Raw genomic sequence first — 14,486 nt, 5'->3', positions numbered from 1 at the left:
CAACAGGGCGACACCCCCGGGGCCCCCACAGATCAGGAGCAGTCGATGGCCCCGGAGACGGCAGCGCACCACGCGCCGGACGGCGGTCCGCAGGCCGACACGTCGACCGGCCCGCAGACCGCGCCCGGAGAGTCCCCGGCGCGGTCCGGTCTCGTCCGGCGGATCGTGCGGGGGCGCCCGGCGGACCCGCGCTGGGCCCGGCCGGCGCTGCTGGCGCTGCTGGCGGTCACGGCGGCGCTCTACGTGTGGGACCTGTCGGCGTCCAAGTACGCCAACCAGTTCTACTCGGCCGCCGTCCAGGCCGGCAGCGTCAGTTGGAAGGCGTTCTTCTTCGGCTCCTCGGACGCGGCCAACGCCATCACCGTGGACAAGCCGCCGGCCTCGCTCTGGCCGATGGAGCTCTCCGTACGGCTCTTCGGGCTGAGCTCGTGGGCGATCCTGGTGCCCGAGGCGCTGATGGGCGTCACCACGGTCGGCGTGCTGTACGCAACCGTGCGGCGCCGGTTCGGGGCGGCGGCGGGCTTGTTGTCGGCCGGGGCGCTGGCGATCACGCCGGTCGCCGTGCTGATGTTCCGCTTCAACAACCCCGACGCGATGCTGTGCCTGCTGATGGTCTGCGCGGTCGCCTGTGTGCTGCGCGCGCTGGAGGCGGGCCGGACGAAGTGGCTGGTGCTGGCCGGCGTCTGCTTCGGGCTGGGCTTCCTCACCAAGACCCTCCAGGCGTGGCTGATCCTGCCGGCGCTGGCGGTGGTCTACGCGTGCTGTGCGCCGGTCGCGGTGCGCAAGCGGCTGGGGCAGCTGCTGCTGGCCGGGGCGGCGCTCGTGGTCAGCGGCGGTTGGTGGGTGGCGATCGTCGAACTGCTGCCGGCGTCGGCGCGCCCCTATGTGGGCGGTTCGCAGACCAACAGCTTCCTGGAGCTGACCTTCGGCTACAACGGCCTGGGGCGGATCGACGGCAACGAGCGGGGCAGTGTCGGCGGTGGCCACGGCGGGGCCGGCGGCCGGGGCGGTGGCTGGGGCCAGACCGGCATCACCCGGCTGTTCTCCTCCGACATGGGCGGCCAGATCTCCTGGCTGCTGCCCGCCGCACTGATCCTGCTGGTGGTGGCGGTGTGCGTGTTGTGGCGGGCGCGGCGCGCGGTCGCCGCCGAACAGGCGGCCCAGCGGGCGGAGTTCCTGGTCTGGGGCGGCGCGCTGCTGATGACCTTCACGATCTTCAGCTTCATGTCCGGGATCTTCCACCAGTACTACAACATCGCGCTGTCCCCGTACATCGCGGCGCTGGTCGGCATGGGTTCGGTGCTGGTGTGGCGGCGCGGCGGGTGGTTGGCGCGGGGCGTGCTGGCCGGGGTCGCCGCGGTGACGGCGGTCTGGTCGTACGTCCTGCTGGACCGGTCGCCGCAGTGGCTGCCGTGGCTGCGCTGGACGGTGCTGGTGCTCGGACTGCTGGCGGCGCTGGGACTTCTGCTGTCGGCGGGGGCGGACGCGCGGGTGCGGCGGCGCGCCGGGGTCGTGGCCGGCGTCGCGGCCGGGCTCGGGGTGGCGACGGCGCTGGCCGGGCCCCTCGCGTACACCCTGGACACCATCAACACCCCCAAGGGCGGCTCGATCATCACCGCCGGCCCGGCGGTCCAGGGCGGCCGGGGCTTCGGCGGCGGCCCGGGGCGGATGTTCGGGCGGGGCGGCGGCAAGGGCGCCGTGCCGGGCGGTACCACCGGCGGGCGGGGCTCCGCGGGCCGGGGCTTCCCGGGCGGGGGCTTCCCCGGGGGGCAGGGCTTCCCCGGCGCCGGGCGGACGGGCGGCTGGCCCGGCCAGCCAGGTGGTGCCGGCGCCGAGCGCGCCGGCCGGATGCGCGGCGCCGGCGGTATGGGCGGCCTGCTGGAGGGCGCCACGGTGAGCGACCGGGCCAAGCGCCTGGTGGAGCGGAACGCCGACCACTACACCTGGGCCGCCGCGGCGATCGGTTCGCAGAACGCCGCGAGCTACCAACTGGCCACCCAGAAGCCGGTGATGGCGATCGGCGGCTTCAACGGGAGCGACCCGTCGCCGACCCTCGCCCAGTTCCAGCGCTATGTGGCGGAGGGGAAGATCCACTACTTCATCGCCGGCGGGCGGGACGGCTTCCCCGCCGGCCGCACCACCCGGGGCGGCGCCGGCGGCAAGCAGACCGGTGGTCAGCAGGCCGGCGGCAAACAGGCCGGCGGTTTCGGCGGCGGTCCGGGGGAGCGGGGCACCTCGTCCCAGATCAGCGCCTGGATCGAGAAGACCTTCACGAAGGTCACCGTCGGCGATGCCACCTTCTACGACCTGACCCGGCGGAAGGCGTCCTGACCCGACGCGGGCCATAGCCCCGAAAAAGGAAATGTACGGCGTATAAGAACCCCTGTACGGTGTAAGCCTCCGCTCGCACCGTACAGGGAGCTCGTATGTCCGCCGTGGCCCCCGACGCCGCCACCACCACCCTCCAGCCGCCGGGTCGGCACGCCACCCGCTGGCTGATCCTGGCCGTCATCTGCATCGCCCAGCTCACCGTCGTCCTCGACAACACCGTGCTCAACGTCGCCGTCCCGTCCCTCACCGAGGAACTGGGCGCGACCACCGCCGACGTCCAGTGGATGATCAACGCCTATTCGCTGGTCCAGTCCGGCCTGCTGCTGATCGCGGGCAACTCCGCCGACCGCTACGGCCGCAAGAAGATGCTGGCCATCGGCCTGGCGCTGTTCGGCATCGCCTCGCTCGTGGCCGCCCTCGCCCATTCGCCCGGCCAACTGATCGGCGCCCGCGCCGGCATGGGCATCGGCGGCGCGCTGCTGATGACCACCACCCTCGCCGTCGTGATGCAGATCTTCGACGACGCGGAGCGCCCCAAGGCCATCGGCATCTGGAGCTCGGTGAACTCCCTGGGCTTCGCCGCCGGGCCGCTGATCGGCGGCACGCTGCTCGACCACTTCTGGTGGGGTTCGCTGTTCCTGGTCAACATCCCGGTCGCGGTGATAGCGCTGGTGGCCGTCCTCGCCCTCGTGCCCGAGTCCAAGAGCCGCGGCGGCGAGCGACCGGACGTGCTCGGCGCCCTGCTGTCGATGGTCGGCATGGTCGGAGTGGTCTTCGCGATCATCTCCGGCCCGGTGACCGGCTGGCTGTCGGGTCAGGTGCTGATCTCGGCCGTCGTCGGCATCGCCGGCCTGGCGCTCTTCGCCTTCTGGGAGCTGCGCATCCCGCACCCCATGCTGGACATGCACTTCTTCCGCAACCGCCGGTTCATCGGCGCGGTCTCCGGCGGCATCCTCGTGGCCTTCGGGATGGGCGGCTCGATGTTCCTGCTCACCCAGCACATCCAACTGGTGCTCGGCTACGGCCCGTTGGACGCCGGTCTGCGGATGGCGCCGCTCGCGCTCACCGTCGTGCTGATCAACTTCACCGGCCTCAGTGCCCGGCTGCTGCCGCGCTTCGGCACTCCCGGCATGATCGTCTCCGGGATGACCCTGCTGGCGGGCGGCCTGACGGCGATATCGCTGCTCGGCGGCGAAAGCTACGGCGGCATGCTGTTCGGCCTGATCGTGATGGGCGTCGGCGTGGCGATCGCGATGCCCACGATGGCCAACGCCATCATGTCCGCGATCCCGCCCGCCAAGGCCGGCGTCGGCGCCGGCGTCAACGGCACCCTGATGGAGTTCGGCCAGGGCCTGGGCGTCGCGGTGCTCGGCGCGGTCCTCAACTCCCGCTTCGCCGCGCTGCTTCCGCTGGCCGCCGCGGGCGCCGGCTCGCTCTCCGCGGCCCTCGCCCGTACGCACACCGCGGCGGAGCGCGCCGCCGTCCACGACGCCTTCGCGTCCGGCATCGGCACCAGCCAGCTGGTCGGCGCGACGGCGGTCTTCCTCGGCGGGCTGCTCGCCGCGGTCCTGCTGCGCCGGGCGGAACGCACCGGGAGCGCGGCCGACGGCACCGCGGCGGCGCCCACCGGTCACGATCCGGCCACCGGCGCGGCGGAATAGCATCGGTTCCGGACGGGACGCCATCGCCCGTCCCGTCCGGACCGGCCTCCGGACCGACCGCCGTCCCGGCGGATCGGACCGGCGGTCCCGCGGAACCGCACTCCCGCAAGACCCAAGGAAGGGCGCCATGGCACCAACGACGAACGGGCGCGCCGAGCCGCAACTACCGCACAGCGTCTGGCTGACCGATCGCCCTCCGCTGCGGAGGAAGGCGGAACAGCCGGCCGGCCTCGGTCTCGACAAGATCGTCGCCAGCACCGTCCGGCTGCTCGACACCGAGGGCCTGGCCAAGTTCTCCATGCGCCGCCTCGCCGCCGATCTCGGCGTCACCGCGATGTCCCTCTACTGGTACGTCGACACCAAGGGCGACCTCCTCGAACTCGCCGTGGACGCGGTGGCCGGCGAGATGGCGCTGCCCGACGAGTCCGACCCCGACGCCGACTGGCGCGACCAGCTGCGCGGCCTGGCCACCACCTACCGCGACGGCCTGCTGCGGCACCCCTGGGCGCCCCGCCTGCTGGGCGAGGTCGTCAACATCGGCCCGCACGCCACGGCCTTCTCCAACGCCACCCTGCGTGTGATGGCCCGCAGCGGCCTGGACCCGGACCACACCTCCGGCGCCCTGGCCTCCGTCTTCAACTTCGTCTACGGCTTCTCCACCATCCGCAGCCTCCACGAGGCCCGCTGCCGCGCCGCCGGCATCAGCATCGACGACTACTTCACCCAGGTCATCGCCGCGATCTCGGACCGCCCCGACTTCGCCGAGACGATGGAACTCTCCACCCGCGCCGGCTACGCCAAGAGCGACGCCAGCGCCCTCGACATGCTCAACCGCGACTTCGACTTCGCGCTCGACCTGCAGATCGCGGGCATCGACGCGATGCGGGCGCGGCTGGCGCGGGAAGCGGCGGACTGAGCGGCGCCGCCGGCAACGCCGTGGACCCGGACCGTTGGGAAACGGTCCGGGTCCACGGGTTGAGGGTCGCAGTCCGGTTCGTCGGGCGGGCGCCGGACTGCGACGGTCGGTGGGGCCTACGCGGCGGTGGTCACTTGGTGAAGGCCGCGGTGCCGTTCGGGGTGCCGAGGCCGGTCGGGCCGTCGTAGCCGTTGCCCGCCGTGCAGAGGTACGACGGGGAGCAGGAGCCGTTGGCACCGCTGGTGACGTCGTTCAGCGCGGAGGTGTGGGTGTACGGGTAGGAGGCGGGGGTGTCGCTCGCGCCCGGGGCGCCCGCGAGGGCGTAGACGCCGGCGATGAACGGGGCCGAGGCGCTGGTGCCGCCGTAGACGTTCCAGCCGCTGGCCTGGTAGCTGTCGTAGACCGCGAGGCCGGTGGCCGGGTCGGCGACCGAGGCGACGTCCGCCACGGTGCGCTTGGCGCAGCCGGTGTCCTTCTGCCAGGACGGCTTGGCGTCGTACTGGGAGCAGCCGGAACCGGCGCCCTCGCCGCCCGCCTTGGTGCCCCAGACCGACTCGCTCCAGCCGCGCGCGCTGCTGTCCTTCTTGAGCGAGGTGCCGCCGACCGCGGTGACGTACTGCGAGGCCGCCGGGTACTCGACGCCGTAGCCGCTGTCACCGGAGCTGACGGTGATCGCGACGCCCGGGTGCTTGAAGTACTTCTCGTCCGAGGTGGCGTCGGTGGAGTCCTCGCCGCCGCCGTAGCTGTTGGAGACGAACTTGGCGCCCATGGTGACCGCGCGGTTCACGGCCGCGCCCAGGTCGTCCATGCTGGCGCTGTTCGCCTCGACCAGCAGGATGTGGCACTGCGGGCAGGCGGCGCTGACCATGTCGACGTCGAGGGATATCTCACCGGCCCAACCCGAGTCCGGCGCCGGGTACTTGGTGCCGCCGTTCTGGTCCACCTTCTTGAAGCAGCCGTTGGCGGTGGTGCAGTCCGGCAGGCCGTACTGCTTGCGGTAAGTGGCCAGGTCCTTCTCGGCGTTGGGGTCGTCGTTGGCGTCGATGATGGCGACGGTCTGGCCGGAGCCGCCGGTCTTCGGCAGCTTGTAGGCGCCCTGCAGGTCGGCGGGGCCGAAGCCGGACGGCGTGATGTGGCGGCCCAGGGCCAGGCTCTGCTTGACGTCCGTACGGGCCACCGCGTTGCAGGCCATGTAGCCGGGCTTGGCCGGCTCCGCGCACAGGCGGTGGGTGGGGACGGCGGTGGAGCCGGACGCGGCGGGGGCGGCGTGCGGGGCGGCCGGGGCCGGGGCGGCGCCCGCCGGGACGGCGGCGATCAGACCGCCGATGACGAGGGTGGCCGCCGAGAGCAGGGCCGGGACGCCGCGGCGCGCCAGCCCTCCGGTGCGGTCCGCCCGTCCACTGTCCGCGGTGTTCTTTCGCAGGGAAGGCAAGGGAGGTACCTCCGTGGGGGAGAGGGGGAGGGGGCCGGTGGCCGGCGTTCCGCCGGCGCCGGGTGGGGGGTTGTGGGGGTGGTGCGGTGGTGCCGGGAGGTGCGGTCCTGCGGGGCGGTGCCGGGAGGTGGAGCCGTTCGGTCGCGTGGTCCGGGCGGCGGCGCCGGGTGCGCCTCGCTCCCTGCATGTCGCGAACATGACAGGTCGCTCAGCGCGGGGCGCGCGTGCCTCCGTGGGGGAGTACGCGCGACATGGGCAGGACGCCCGGCCCCCCGTGGGCTCCGTACGACTCCGGTGGTGCGTTGCGCACGTGCACTCGGTTGGTGCCACCCCGGTCAGTGGTGGCTCACAAGGAAAGTAGTGAACAGAACGTCAAAGGGACACCGGGTTAGGGCAAAGCCTTCTTCTGGTCCGCTTCCGGTCCGCTTGTGGTGGCCTTCCGGACACCGGCGCGTTCGTCGCCCGGGCCCGATACCTTCTTGCCTCATGGAGTTGGAAGAAGACGCGGTCGGCAATCTCGTCGCGCTGGGACTGGCCCGCTACGAGGCGCGGGTCTACCTCGCCCTGATCAGACGGGAGTCGTACACCGCCGCCGAGGTCGCCCGCGAGGCGGACGTGCCACGCCAGCGCGTGTACGACGTGCTGGACGCGCTCGTCCGGCGCCGGCTCGCCAACGCGCGCCCCGGGCGGGTGGCCACCTACTCGGCCGTCGCCCCCGAACTGGCCGTCGCCCGCCTGGTGGCGCTGCAACGCGAGTCCCTGGAGCGGCTGGAACGCGCCTCCGACACCCTGGCAGCGTCGCTCCAGCCGCTGTGGGCGGACGGGCGCCGGCACAACGACCCGCTCGACTACGTGGAGATCCTGCGCGATCCGACCGTCATCGCAGAGCGGTTCGCCGACATCCAACGGCAGGCCCGCCGCGAGCTGCTGAGCTTCTGCAAGCCGCCGTTCGTCGCCCCGGCGGAGAACGCCGAGGGCATCGAGGCCGCCCGCCGGCTGCACGGGGCCGGCGGCACGGTCCGCGCCATCTACTCCTCCGGTGCCCTGGAGGACGCCGGCATGCTCGCCAACGTCCGCAGTTTCGCGGCGGCCGGCGAGGAGGCCCGCTTCACCGCGGACCTGCCGCTCAAACTCGTCATCGCGGACGCCTCGTTGGTCCTGTGCGACATGCCCGATCCGGTCGCCGGCGCGGACTCCACCACCGCCCTGGTCATCGAGCACCCGGCCCTCGCGGCGTGTCTGCGGCTGGCCTTCCTGACGGTGTGGGAGACCGCCGCGACCGCACCCGAGCCGCGCGAGGCGCTCCGGTCGTAGTGGGGGGCGCGGGTCCGGGGCGACGGGAGCCCGAAGGCGGCCCCGGCGGCAGCGGAAAAAAAGGGAGCGGGCCCGGCGCACGACGGCGCCGGGCCCGCCCCCACACGCGCACACGGACTCGCGTCGGGCCGCCGGTCGGAGGACCGCTCAGGCCATGGGCAGGCTCTCGCCCTGGACGGCCTGGATGTCCAGTTCGACCTTCAGGGTGGTGCCGATGGCCGCGATGCCGGCCGCCACGACCTGGTTGTAGTTCATCTTGAAGTCCTCGCGGCGCAGTTCGGCGGTGGCGCGGAACGCGGCGCGGACGCCGCCCCACGGGTCCGGGCCGGTGCCGAGGTAGCTGAGGTCGAGGTCCACCGGGCGGACCACGCCGTGCAGCGAGAGGTCGCCGTGCACCGTCCAGCGGTCCGGGCCGGCCGGCGCCAGGCCGGTGCTGCGGTAGGTGATCTGCGGGTAGACCTCGACGTTGAGGAAGTCCTCGTTGCGCAGATGGCCGTCGCGCATGCCGTTGCCGGTGTCGATCGACGCGGCCTTGATGACCGCCTCCACGCGGGACTTCTCGACGTCCTCGGCGATGTCGATCCGGCCGCTGAACTCGGTGAACCGGCCGTGCACGCTGGAGATGCCCAGGTGCTGGGCGACCGCGCCCACCGTGGAGTGCATGGGGTCGATGGTCCAGGGGCCGGGCGGCGGGAGTTCCACGCCGCCCTGGCGGGCCAGCACGACGGTCCCGACGTCCATCCGGCCGCTGGTGGTGACGATCGCGCTGGAGGCGACCGGTGCGTAGCCGACGGCGGTCACGATGACCGTGTAGGGGCCGGCGGGCAGCGGCTCCGCGCTGCGGACCGCGCCGTCCTCGTCGGCGTTGGCGCGCAGCACCTGCGCGCCCGTCATGTCGGTGACGGTCAGCACGGCGTGCTGTACCGCCCAGCCGTCCCGCGTGCGGACCTGCGCCCGTACGCCCGCAGCTCCCGCGCCCGTCGAAGTCATGTACGTGCCTCTCCCGTTCAGTGCCGGCACGCGCCCCGCGGTGCGGGTGCGTGCCGTGCCTGTCCGTGCGTGTGTCCGTGTGAGCGGGTGGTCCGTCGGGCCGCGTGGGCCCGGTGAGCCCGGTCCGGCACCGGTGGGTACCGTTCCCCGGCCGGCCGGTGGAGGTGTCGGGCCCCGGCGGCGGCGCTGCAGGCCGTCCCCTGCCTGTGCGCAGCGCCGCTGCCGGAGCCCCGGGTCCGGCCCGGGGCGCGTCTCCGCTCGATGCGCGCCCCGGTCCGGGGTGTGTCGCCCGGGCCGCCGCGGTCGCGGGGCCCGGGTCCGGGGTCAGTCCCCGGGGTGGGCGAGCTGGACGTCGTAGCCGTCCACACCGCCGGCCTCGATGGCCAGGCCGGAGGCGACCGGCGGGTAGCCGCTCGCGATGACCGTGTAGTCGCCGGCGTCCAGGTCGGTGAAGGCGTACGCGCCGTCCGCACCGGTGGTGGAGGTGGCCACGACGTTGCCCGCCGCGTCGACCAGGGTGACCCGGGCGTCGGCCAGCGGCGCGCGCTGCGCCCCGGCCCGGACCACACCCTGCACCCGAGCGCCGGACAGCAGCTCGATCTCGGTCCGGGTGGTGCCCTGGCCGCCGATCTCGACGGGCTGGGCGGTGGGCCGGTAGTCGGCCGCGTTGACCGCCAGGGTGTAGGTGCCGGGGGCCAGTTCGCCGAAGGAGAAGGACCCCTCGGCGGTGGTCCGGCCGGTGGCCAGCACCTCGCCGCGGACATCGGTGACGACGACCATCGCGCCGCCCACCGGCGCGCCGGTGACCGCGCTGCGGACCTGGCCGGTCAGGCCGCTGGTGCCGCTGAGCAGGATGTCGTAGCCGTAGGGCTGGTCGCCGACGACGACCGTGGACGCCTGCGGCTGGTGGCCGTCGGCCGCCGCGATCAGGACGTAGGAGCCGGCACCCGGGGCGCCGAGCACGTACGAGCCGTTGGCCTGGGCGACCGAGCGGCCCAACTGCCGGCCGCTGAGCGAGATCAGCGTGACGGCGGAGCGGGGCACCGGGTTGCCCTCGGCGTTGCGGACGAAGCCGTGGATCGAGGGCCCGGCCGGGAGGGCGTCGCCGCCGGCCGACGCGTACGCCGCCAGGGGCTGGGCCGCCGGGGCCGGCTTGGCCCAGGAGGGGGTGTGCAGGTCGTCGTCGGACAGGGAGTCGGATATGGAGGGGGCGGCGCCGACCAGGGCGGGCTCGCGCTCCTCGGCCGCGGCGGCGGACGCCGGGGCCGGGGCGGACGCGGCGAGCGGGGCCGGTGCCGCGGCGGCCGCGGGGGCCTGGGACGCGTCGCCGTCGCCGTCTCCGGCGAGGGCGCGCTCCGAACCGGACTTGCTGCGCAAGGCGACCTCCTTGATGAACAGGGTGATGATCAGGGCGAGTAGGGCGAACGGAGCCGCGTAGAGGAAGACATCGCCGACGCCGTGCCCGTACGCGTCCTCCATGATCGACCGGATCGGGGCCGGCAGCGCCGACAGGTCGGGGATGCCGTCGCTGCTGCCGCCGCCGTGGCTCGCCGCCGCGGCGGCCTTGGGACCGAGGGCGGTCAGCCCGTCGGTCACGTAGTGCGTGACGCGGTTGGCGAGTGCTGCGCCGAGCGCCGAGACGCCCACCGCACCACCGAGGGTACGGAAGAAGGTGACCAGCGAGCTGGCGGATCCGATGTCCTGGGGCGCCACCTGGTTCTGGGTCGCCAGGACCAGGTTCTGCATCATCATGCCGACGCCGAGGCCCATCAGCGCCATATAGATCGCGGCGTGCCAGTACGGGGTGTCCGTGCGCAGCGTGCCCAGCAGGCCGAGGCCCGCGGTGAGCAGCACACCGCCGCTGACGAGGAAGATTTTCCAGCGCCCGGTGCGGGTGATGATCTGGCCGGAGATCATCGAGGAGAGGAACAGGCCCATGACCATCGGGATGGTCATGACGCCGGACATCGTCGGGCTCTTGCCCTCGGCCAGCTGGAAGTACTGCGAGAAGAAGACCGTGCCGCTGTACATCGAGATGCCGACGAACATCGAGGCGACGGTGGCCAGGGTGATCGTCTTGTTGCGGAACAGCCGCAGCGGGATCAGGGGTTCCGCGGCCTTGTTCTCGATGATCACGAAGATGACCGCGAGCACCAGCGCGCCGCCGACCATGGCGAAGGTCTGCCAGGAGATCCAGTCGTAGTTCTTGCCGGCCAGGGTGACCCACACCAGCAGCAGGGTGACCGCGCCGGCGATGAAGAACGAGCCGGCCCAGTCGACCTTGACGCCCGCGCGCTTGACGACCGGGAGCTTGAGGGTCTTCTGGAGCACGATCAGCGCGATGACGGCGAACGGCACGCCGACGTAGAAGCACCAGCGCCAGCCGAGCCAGCTGGTGTCGGTGATGACGCCGCCGAGCAGCGGGCCGCCGACGGTCGCGACCGCGAAGGTCGCGCCCAGGTAGCCGCTGTAACGCCCGCGCTCGCGCGGGGAGATCATCGCGGCCATGACGATCTGGGCCAGGGCGGACAGACCGCCCACGCCTATGCCCTGCACCACACGGCAGGCGATCAGCATGCCGGTGTTCTGCGACAGACCGGCGACGACCGAGCCGCCGACGTAGATGACCAGCGCGATCTGGACGAGCGCCTTCTTGCTGAACAGATCGGAGAGCTTGCCCCACAGCGGTGTGGTCGCGGTCATCGACAGCAGTGCCGCGGTGACGACCCAGGTGTACGCGCTCTGGCCGCCGCCCAGGTCATGGATGATGTGCGGCAGCGCGTTGGAGACGATCGTCGACGACAGGATGGCGACGAACATGCCGAGCAGCAGCCCGGACAGCGCCTCCATGATCTGACGGTGTGTCATGGGGCCGTCATGGGAAGCGCCGTGGCCGCCCCCATGCTTGGCATGCCCGCCCCGCACACCTGCTGGTGAGGTCGTAGCCATGTGGTTCCTTTACTTCCTTTTCATCCTGCTGCGGGGGTACGGGTGGTGGCGGGGGAGTCGTGATGTGCCCGGATGCGGCAGTCGCCGAAGCTCGTGCGGAGCCTGGCGAGCAGCTCGACGAGGTGTCCGACGTCGGTGTCGGTCCAGTCGTCCAAGTACCGGGCGAGCGTCTGGGTGTAGCGCTCGGCGAGCTCCGCCAGGAGCTCCCTGCCACTCGGGGTCAGCCGCAGCAGCCGCGACCGCTTGTCCACCGGATCGGGCTTGCGCTCGATCCAGCCGCGCTCGGCGACATGGGCGACGTGCCGGCTGGTCACCGACATGTCGATCGCGAGCAGCTCGGCCAGCTGGCTCATCCGCATCTCGCCGTGCCGGTCGAGGAGCGTGAGCACCCCGGCCGACGCCGGCGGGCAGTCCTGGGGCAGCATCCGCCCCATCTCCCGCTTGACGGCCCCGATGGCGCTGAGTTGCCGGGCCAGCTCTTCGTATTGACTTCGAGCGGCCACCGGCTCCTCCACGCCTCTTCACCTGCGCAACCTTCGCGGTGTTTTGTTGCTTGGGGCAACCATAGGCAAAGTTGGTTGCTGAAGGCAAACGATTTGCTCGGCGGGAGTGGTATGGGACTGGCAAAGTCTGGGTCACGGGTAACCCAAGGGAGCCGTTTTGGCGTGTAAAGGTGCTGGTCAGTGCGGTAAATGAGCGATCCGGCGATGGGTGCGCGACCTTTGTGCCGCCCTGCCCCTCATGCCCGTCCCGCATCTCACGCCATGTACGCGTCACGCGGCCCCGCGTAGACCCCACGCCTGCACTCCGTGACCGGCGGGTATGCGCTCGGTAGGCGCGCCGGCCCGACCGTCCGTGCCCGCGCCCGCGCCCGCTCGCGGAGGATACGCGACCCCGGGGTGCCCCCGGGCCCGGGGTTCGCTAGGGTCCTCCATCATGGCGACCAACCCGCAGAACCAGGCCGGGGGCAACTACGACCCGGCGGGCAACACGCAGATGTTCCAAGCCTTCGTCGACGAGGGCGGCACCCCGCAGGGCGCCCGCCGCGCCCCCGCGCCCCAACAGGCGTCGAGCGGCCCGCGCGTCGGCCTGATCGTCGGCGTGATCGTCGCCCTCGTGGTGATCGCCGGCGCCGCCTGGCTGGCCCTGAGCTGACGACACGACGGCGCGGGGCCGAACGCCCCGCTCCCGCCGACGAACTCCGGCCGTACGGCGGCGAACTGACGACATGACGGTGCGGCGCCGGCCGCGCGCGGGGCCCGGGAGGCCGCGGCGGGCGCGGCGACCCGGGCCCCGCGCGTCGGTGCCCCCGTCGTCAGCCCGTCGCGCCGTCGGCGGCCGCCCGCAGGGCCGCGAGGTCCAGCTTCTTCATGCCCAGCATGGCCCGCATCGCGCGGGTCGCGCGGGCCGGGTCGGCGTCCTGGAGGAGGCCGGCCATCGCCTCCGGGACGATCTGCCAGGACAGTCCGTACTTGTCCTTGAGCCAGCCGCAGGGGCCCTCCTGGCCGCCCTCGGAGAGCCGGGTCCAGTAGTGGTCGACCTCCTCCTGGTCGGCGCAGGTGACGGCCAGTGAGATCGCCTCGTCGAAGGTGAACTCCGGACCGCCGTTGATCGCGAGGTACTCCTGGCCGTCGAGCTCGAACTCGACGGTCAGCACGGTGCCGGCCGGACGCGGGCCGGCCTCGGTGTAGTGCGTGATGTTGGTGATCCGTGAGTTCGGGAAGACCGAGCAGTAGAACTCGGCGGCCTCCACGCTCTGGGTGTCGAACCAGAGGTTGGGCGTGATCTTCGGCATGGCGCGCTCCTGGTGTTCGGGCCGGACGGCCGGGCGGTCGTGGTCGGCGATGACGGCCGGGGGCCGCTCTTGTGCATCGACTCTCTGTATCGACCGCCGTGCGGTGCCGGACTCATCGCCATTCGGGTGGGGAATTCCGCGGCCGCCGGACCGCCCGCCGCGGCCCCCTCTCCCGAGCCGACCGGGCGGCCGTCCCACGGTCGCCGTCATTGACCGAAAATCGCCGTTAACTACCGTGCTGTCATTTCCACTTGAAGGTCACGTCCCGGGTGTCCAGGTGCATCCCCAACGGGACCCGCCAGGCGTCCACGCACACCCGCCAGCGGCCGGTCGCCGGCGTGCCGGGGGCGAGCGGGAGCGGGAGGGGGCGGGTGGACTCCAGCGTCGCCCAGTCGATCCCGAGGGCGCCGATGACATGGCTGCCGAAGGTGACCGTGCCGGCGGTGACCGGGCGGTCGCCGGTGTCGAGGAAGGCGATGGTGATCTGCTGGCACCAGCGGACGTCCGTGTCGGCGAGCACCGGCTTGCCCACCACCAGGCCGGACGGGGCGCCGGGACCGGCCGGGAGTGTGGGGGAGGGCGGCCGCGGCGCGGGGGAACCGCCGGGCGCGGACGGGGGGTTGGAGCCGGGGGTGCCGTCGTCGCCGTGGCCGGCCGGGGTGCCCGCCGAGGAGCCGGGCGGGGTGGTCGGGGGCGACGCGGTGGGGGCGCCGGAGGGGCTGCTGCCCGTCGGGGCCGGAGAGGGGCCCGGGTCGGCCGGGCCGGGGGACTCGGGCGGGCCGGAGCGGTCGGAGGGCCCGGAGCCGTCACCGCCGCCGTCCAGGGGCGTCAGCTCGACGCCGCCCGGTGGGGGTGCGGGCTTCGTCGCCGCGGTGTCGTCCGAGGGGCCTGCCGCGCCCACCGCGGCATAGCCGGAACCGGCCGCGTCGGCGCAGCCGGTGAGGAGGACGCCCAGGCAGAGCACGGCCGCCGAGGCGGAGGCAACAGTCGTCGTCCGTCGCATCGGGACAGTGTTGCTGACGGAGCATCAGGTGTGAAGAGAGGTGCGCGGAGCGCGGGCCGGCACGCGGCCGGTGGGGCGGAGCCGGTCGGTCCGCG

General features: G+C 73.0%; 11 protein-coding genes. 5 read left to right on the top strand and 6 right to left on the bottom strand.

Translation table 11 applies throughout. The features are described 5' to 3' along the window. Positions 1 to 45: 45 nt before the first annotated feature. From SNOUR_RS19305 to SNOUR_RS19295, 3 genes are all read left to right on the top strand, one after another. Complete coding sequence (locus SNOUR_RS19305; protein ID WP_079142775.1) at positions 46 to 2,331, top strand: glycosyltransferase family 39 protein; 2,286 nt, start codon at positions 46 to 48, stop codon at positions 2,329 to 2,331. A 95-nt stretch (positions 2,332 to 2,426) separates the two neighbouring features. Then, complete coding sequence (locus tag SNOUR_RS19300; protein ID WP_067348811.1) at positions 2,427 to 3,992, top strand: MFS transporter; 1,566 nt, start codon at positions 2,427 to 2,429, stop codon at positions 3,990 to 3,992. A gap of 127 nt (positions 3,993 to 4,119) precedes the next feature. Further along, entirely contained in the window at positions 4,120 to 4,908 is a 789-nt protein-coding gene (locus SNOUR_RS19295; RefSeq protein WP_067348809.1) for a TetR/AcrR family transcriptional regulator, read from the top strand. 130 nt (positions 4,909 to 5,038) lie between these two features. Here SNOUR_RS19295 and SNOUR_RS19290 read toward each other — a convergent pair whose 3' ends face one another. Further along, positions 5,039 to 6,283 (bottom strand): S53 family peptidase, encoded by a 1,245-nt coding sequence (locus SNOUR_RS19290; protein WP_067358505.1) that lies wholly within the window; start codon positions 6,281 to 6,283, stop codon positions 5,039 to 5,041. 543 nt (positions 6,284 to 6,826) lie between these two features. Between SNOUR_RS19290 and SNOUR_RS19285 the strand changes: the two genes are divergently transcribed. Then, positions 6,827 to 7,654: a TrmB family transcriptional regulator gene (locus SNOUR_RS19285; RefSeq protein WP_067348807.1), complete on the top strand. Its 828-nt coding sequence runs from the start codon at positions 6,827 to 6,829 to the stop codon at positions 7,652 to 7,654. A gap of 147 nt (positions 7,655 to 7,801) precedes the next feature. Here SNOUR_RS19285 and SNOUR_RS19280 read toward each other — a convergent pair whose 3' ends face one another. The 3 genes from SNOUR_RS19280 to SNOUR_RS19270 form a co-directional block, all read right to left on the bottom strand. Then, positions 7,802 to 8,644: a YceI family protein gene (locus SNOUR_RS19280; protein WP_067348805.1), complete on the bottom strand. Its 843-nt coding sequence runs from the start codon at positions 8,642 to 8,644 to the stop codon at positions 7,802 to 7,804. A 324-nt stretch (positions 8,645 to 8,968) separates the two neighbouring features. Continuing rightward, positions 8,969 to 11,512, bottom strand: a complete 2,544-nt coding sequence (locus SNOUR_RS19275; RefSeq protein ID WP_466869205.1) for an MFS transporter — start codon at positions 11,510 to 11,512, stop codon at positions 8,969 to 8,971. A gap of 101 nt (positions 11,513 to 11,613) precedes the next feature. Then, complete coding sequence (locus SNOUR_RS19270) at positions 11,614 to 12,108, bottom strand: MarR family winged helix-turn-helix transcriptional regulator (RefSeq protein WP_079142774.1); 495 nt, start codon at positions 12,106 to 12,108, stop codon at positions 11,614 to 11,616. A gap of 421 nt (positions 12,109 to 12,529) precedes the next feature. Here SNOUR_RS19270 and SNOUR_RS19265 point away from each other — a divergent pair, with 421 nt between their 5' ends. Continuing rightward, a complete protein-coding gene (locus tag SNOUR_RS19265; RefSeq protein ID WP_067348800.1) occupies positions 12,530 to 12,748 on the top strand; it encodes a hypothetical protein in 219 nt (72 codons plus the stop codon). Between the two features lie 160 nt (positions 12,749 to 12,908). Here SNOUR_RS19265 and SNOUR_RS19260 read toward each other — a convergent pair whose 3' ends face one another. Further along, on the bottom strand, positions 12,909 to 13,388 hold the full coding sequence (locus SNOUR_RS19260; protein ID WP_067348797.1) for a VOC family protein: 480 nt from the start codon (positions 13,386 to 13,388) through the stop codon (positions 12,909 to 12,911). 241 nt (positions 13,389 to 13,629) lie between these two features. Continuing rightward, a complete protein-coding gene (locus SNOUR_RS19255) occupies positions 13,630 to 14,391 on the bottom strand; it encodes a hypothetical protein (protein ID WP_067348795.1) in 762 nt (253 codons plus the stop codon). Positions 14,392 to 14,486: the final 95 nt, after the last annotated feature.

It is taken from the genome of Streptomyces noursei ATCC 11455 (genome assembly GCF_001704275.1).
In the GTDB taxonomy this organism is placed as follows: Bacteria; Actinomycetota; Actinomycetes; order Streptomycetales; family Streptomycetaceae; genus Streptomyces; species Streptomyces noursei.
The sequence above is the reverse complement of the archived record's forward strand: the minus strand, read 5'-3'. Positions and strand labels throughout refer to the sequence as shown.

Coding starts and splice junctions, on each gene's coding strand:
- SNOUR_RS19305 (WP_079142775.1), top strand. CDS start 46: ATGGCCCCGGAGACGGCAGCGCACCACGCGCCGGACGGCGGTCCGCAG.
- SNOUR_RS19300 (WP_067348811.1), top strand. CDS start 2,427: ATGTCCGCCGTGGCCCCCGACGCCGCCACCACCACCCTCCAGCCGCCG.
- SNOUR_RS19295 (WP_067348809.1), top strand. CDS start 4,120: ATGGCACCAACGACGAACGGGCGCGCCGAGCCGCAACTACCGCACAGC.
- SNOUR_RS19285 (WP_067348807.1), top strand. CDS start 6,827: ATGGAGTTGGAAGAAGACGCGGTCGGCAATCTCGTCGCGCTGGGACTG.
- SNOUR_RS19280 (WP_067348805.1), bottom strand. CDS start 8,644: ATGACTTCGACGGGCGCGGGAGCTGCGGGCGTACGGGCGCAGGTCCGC.
- SNOUR_RS19275 (WP_466869205.1), bottom strand. CDS start 11,512: ATGACACACCGTCAGATCATGGAGGCGCTGTCCGGGCTGCTGCTCGGC.
- SNOUR_RS19265 (WP_067348800.1), top strand. CDS start 12,530: ATGGCGACCAACCCGCAGAACCAGGCCGGGGGCAACTACGACCCGGCG.
- SNOUR_RS19260 (WP_067348797.1), bottom strand. CDS start 13,388: ATGCCGAAGATCACGCCCAACCTCTGGTTCGACACCCAGAGCGTGGAG.
- SNOUR_RS19255 (WP_067348795.1), bottom strand. CDS start 14,391: ATGCGACGGACGACGACTGTTGCCTCCGCCTCGGCGGCCGTGCTCTGC.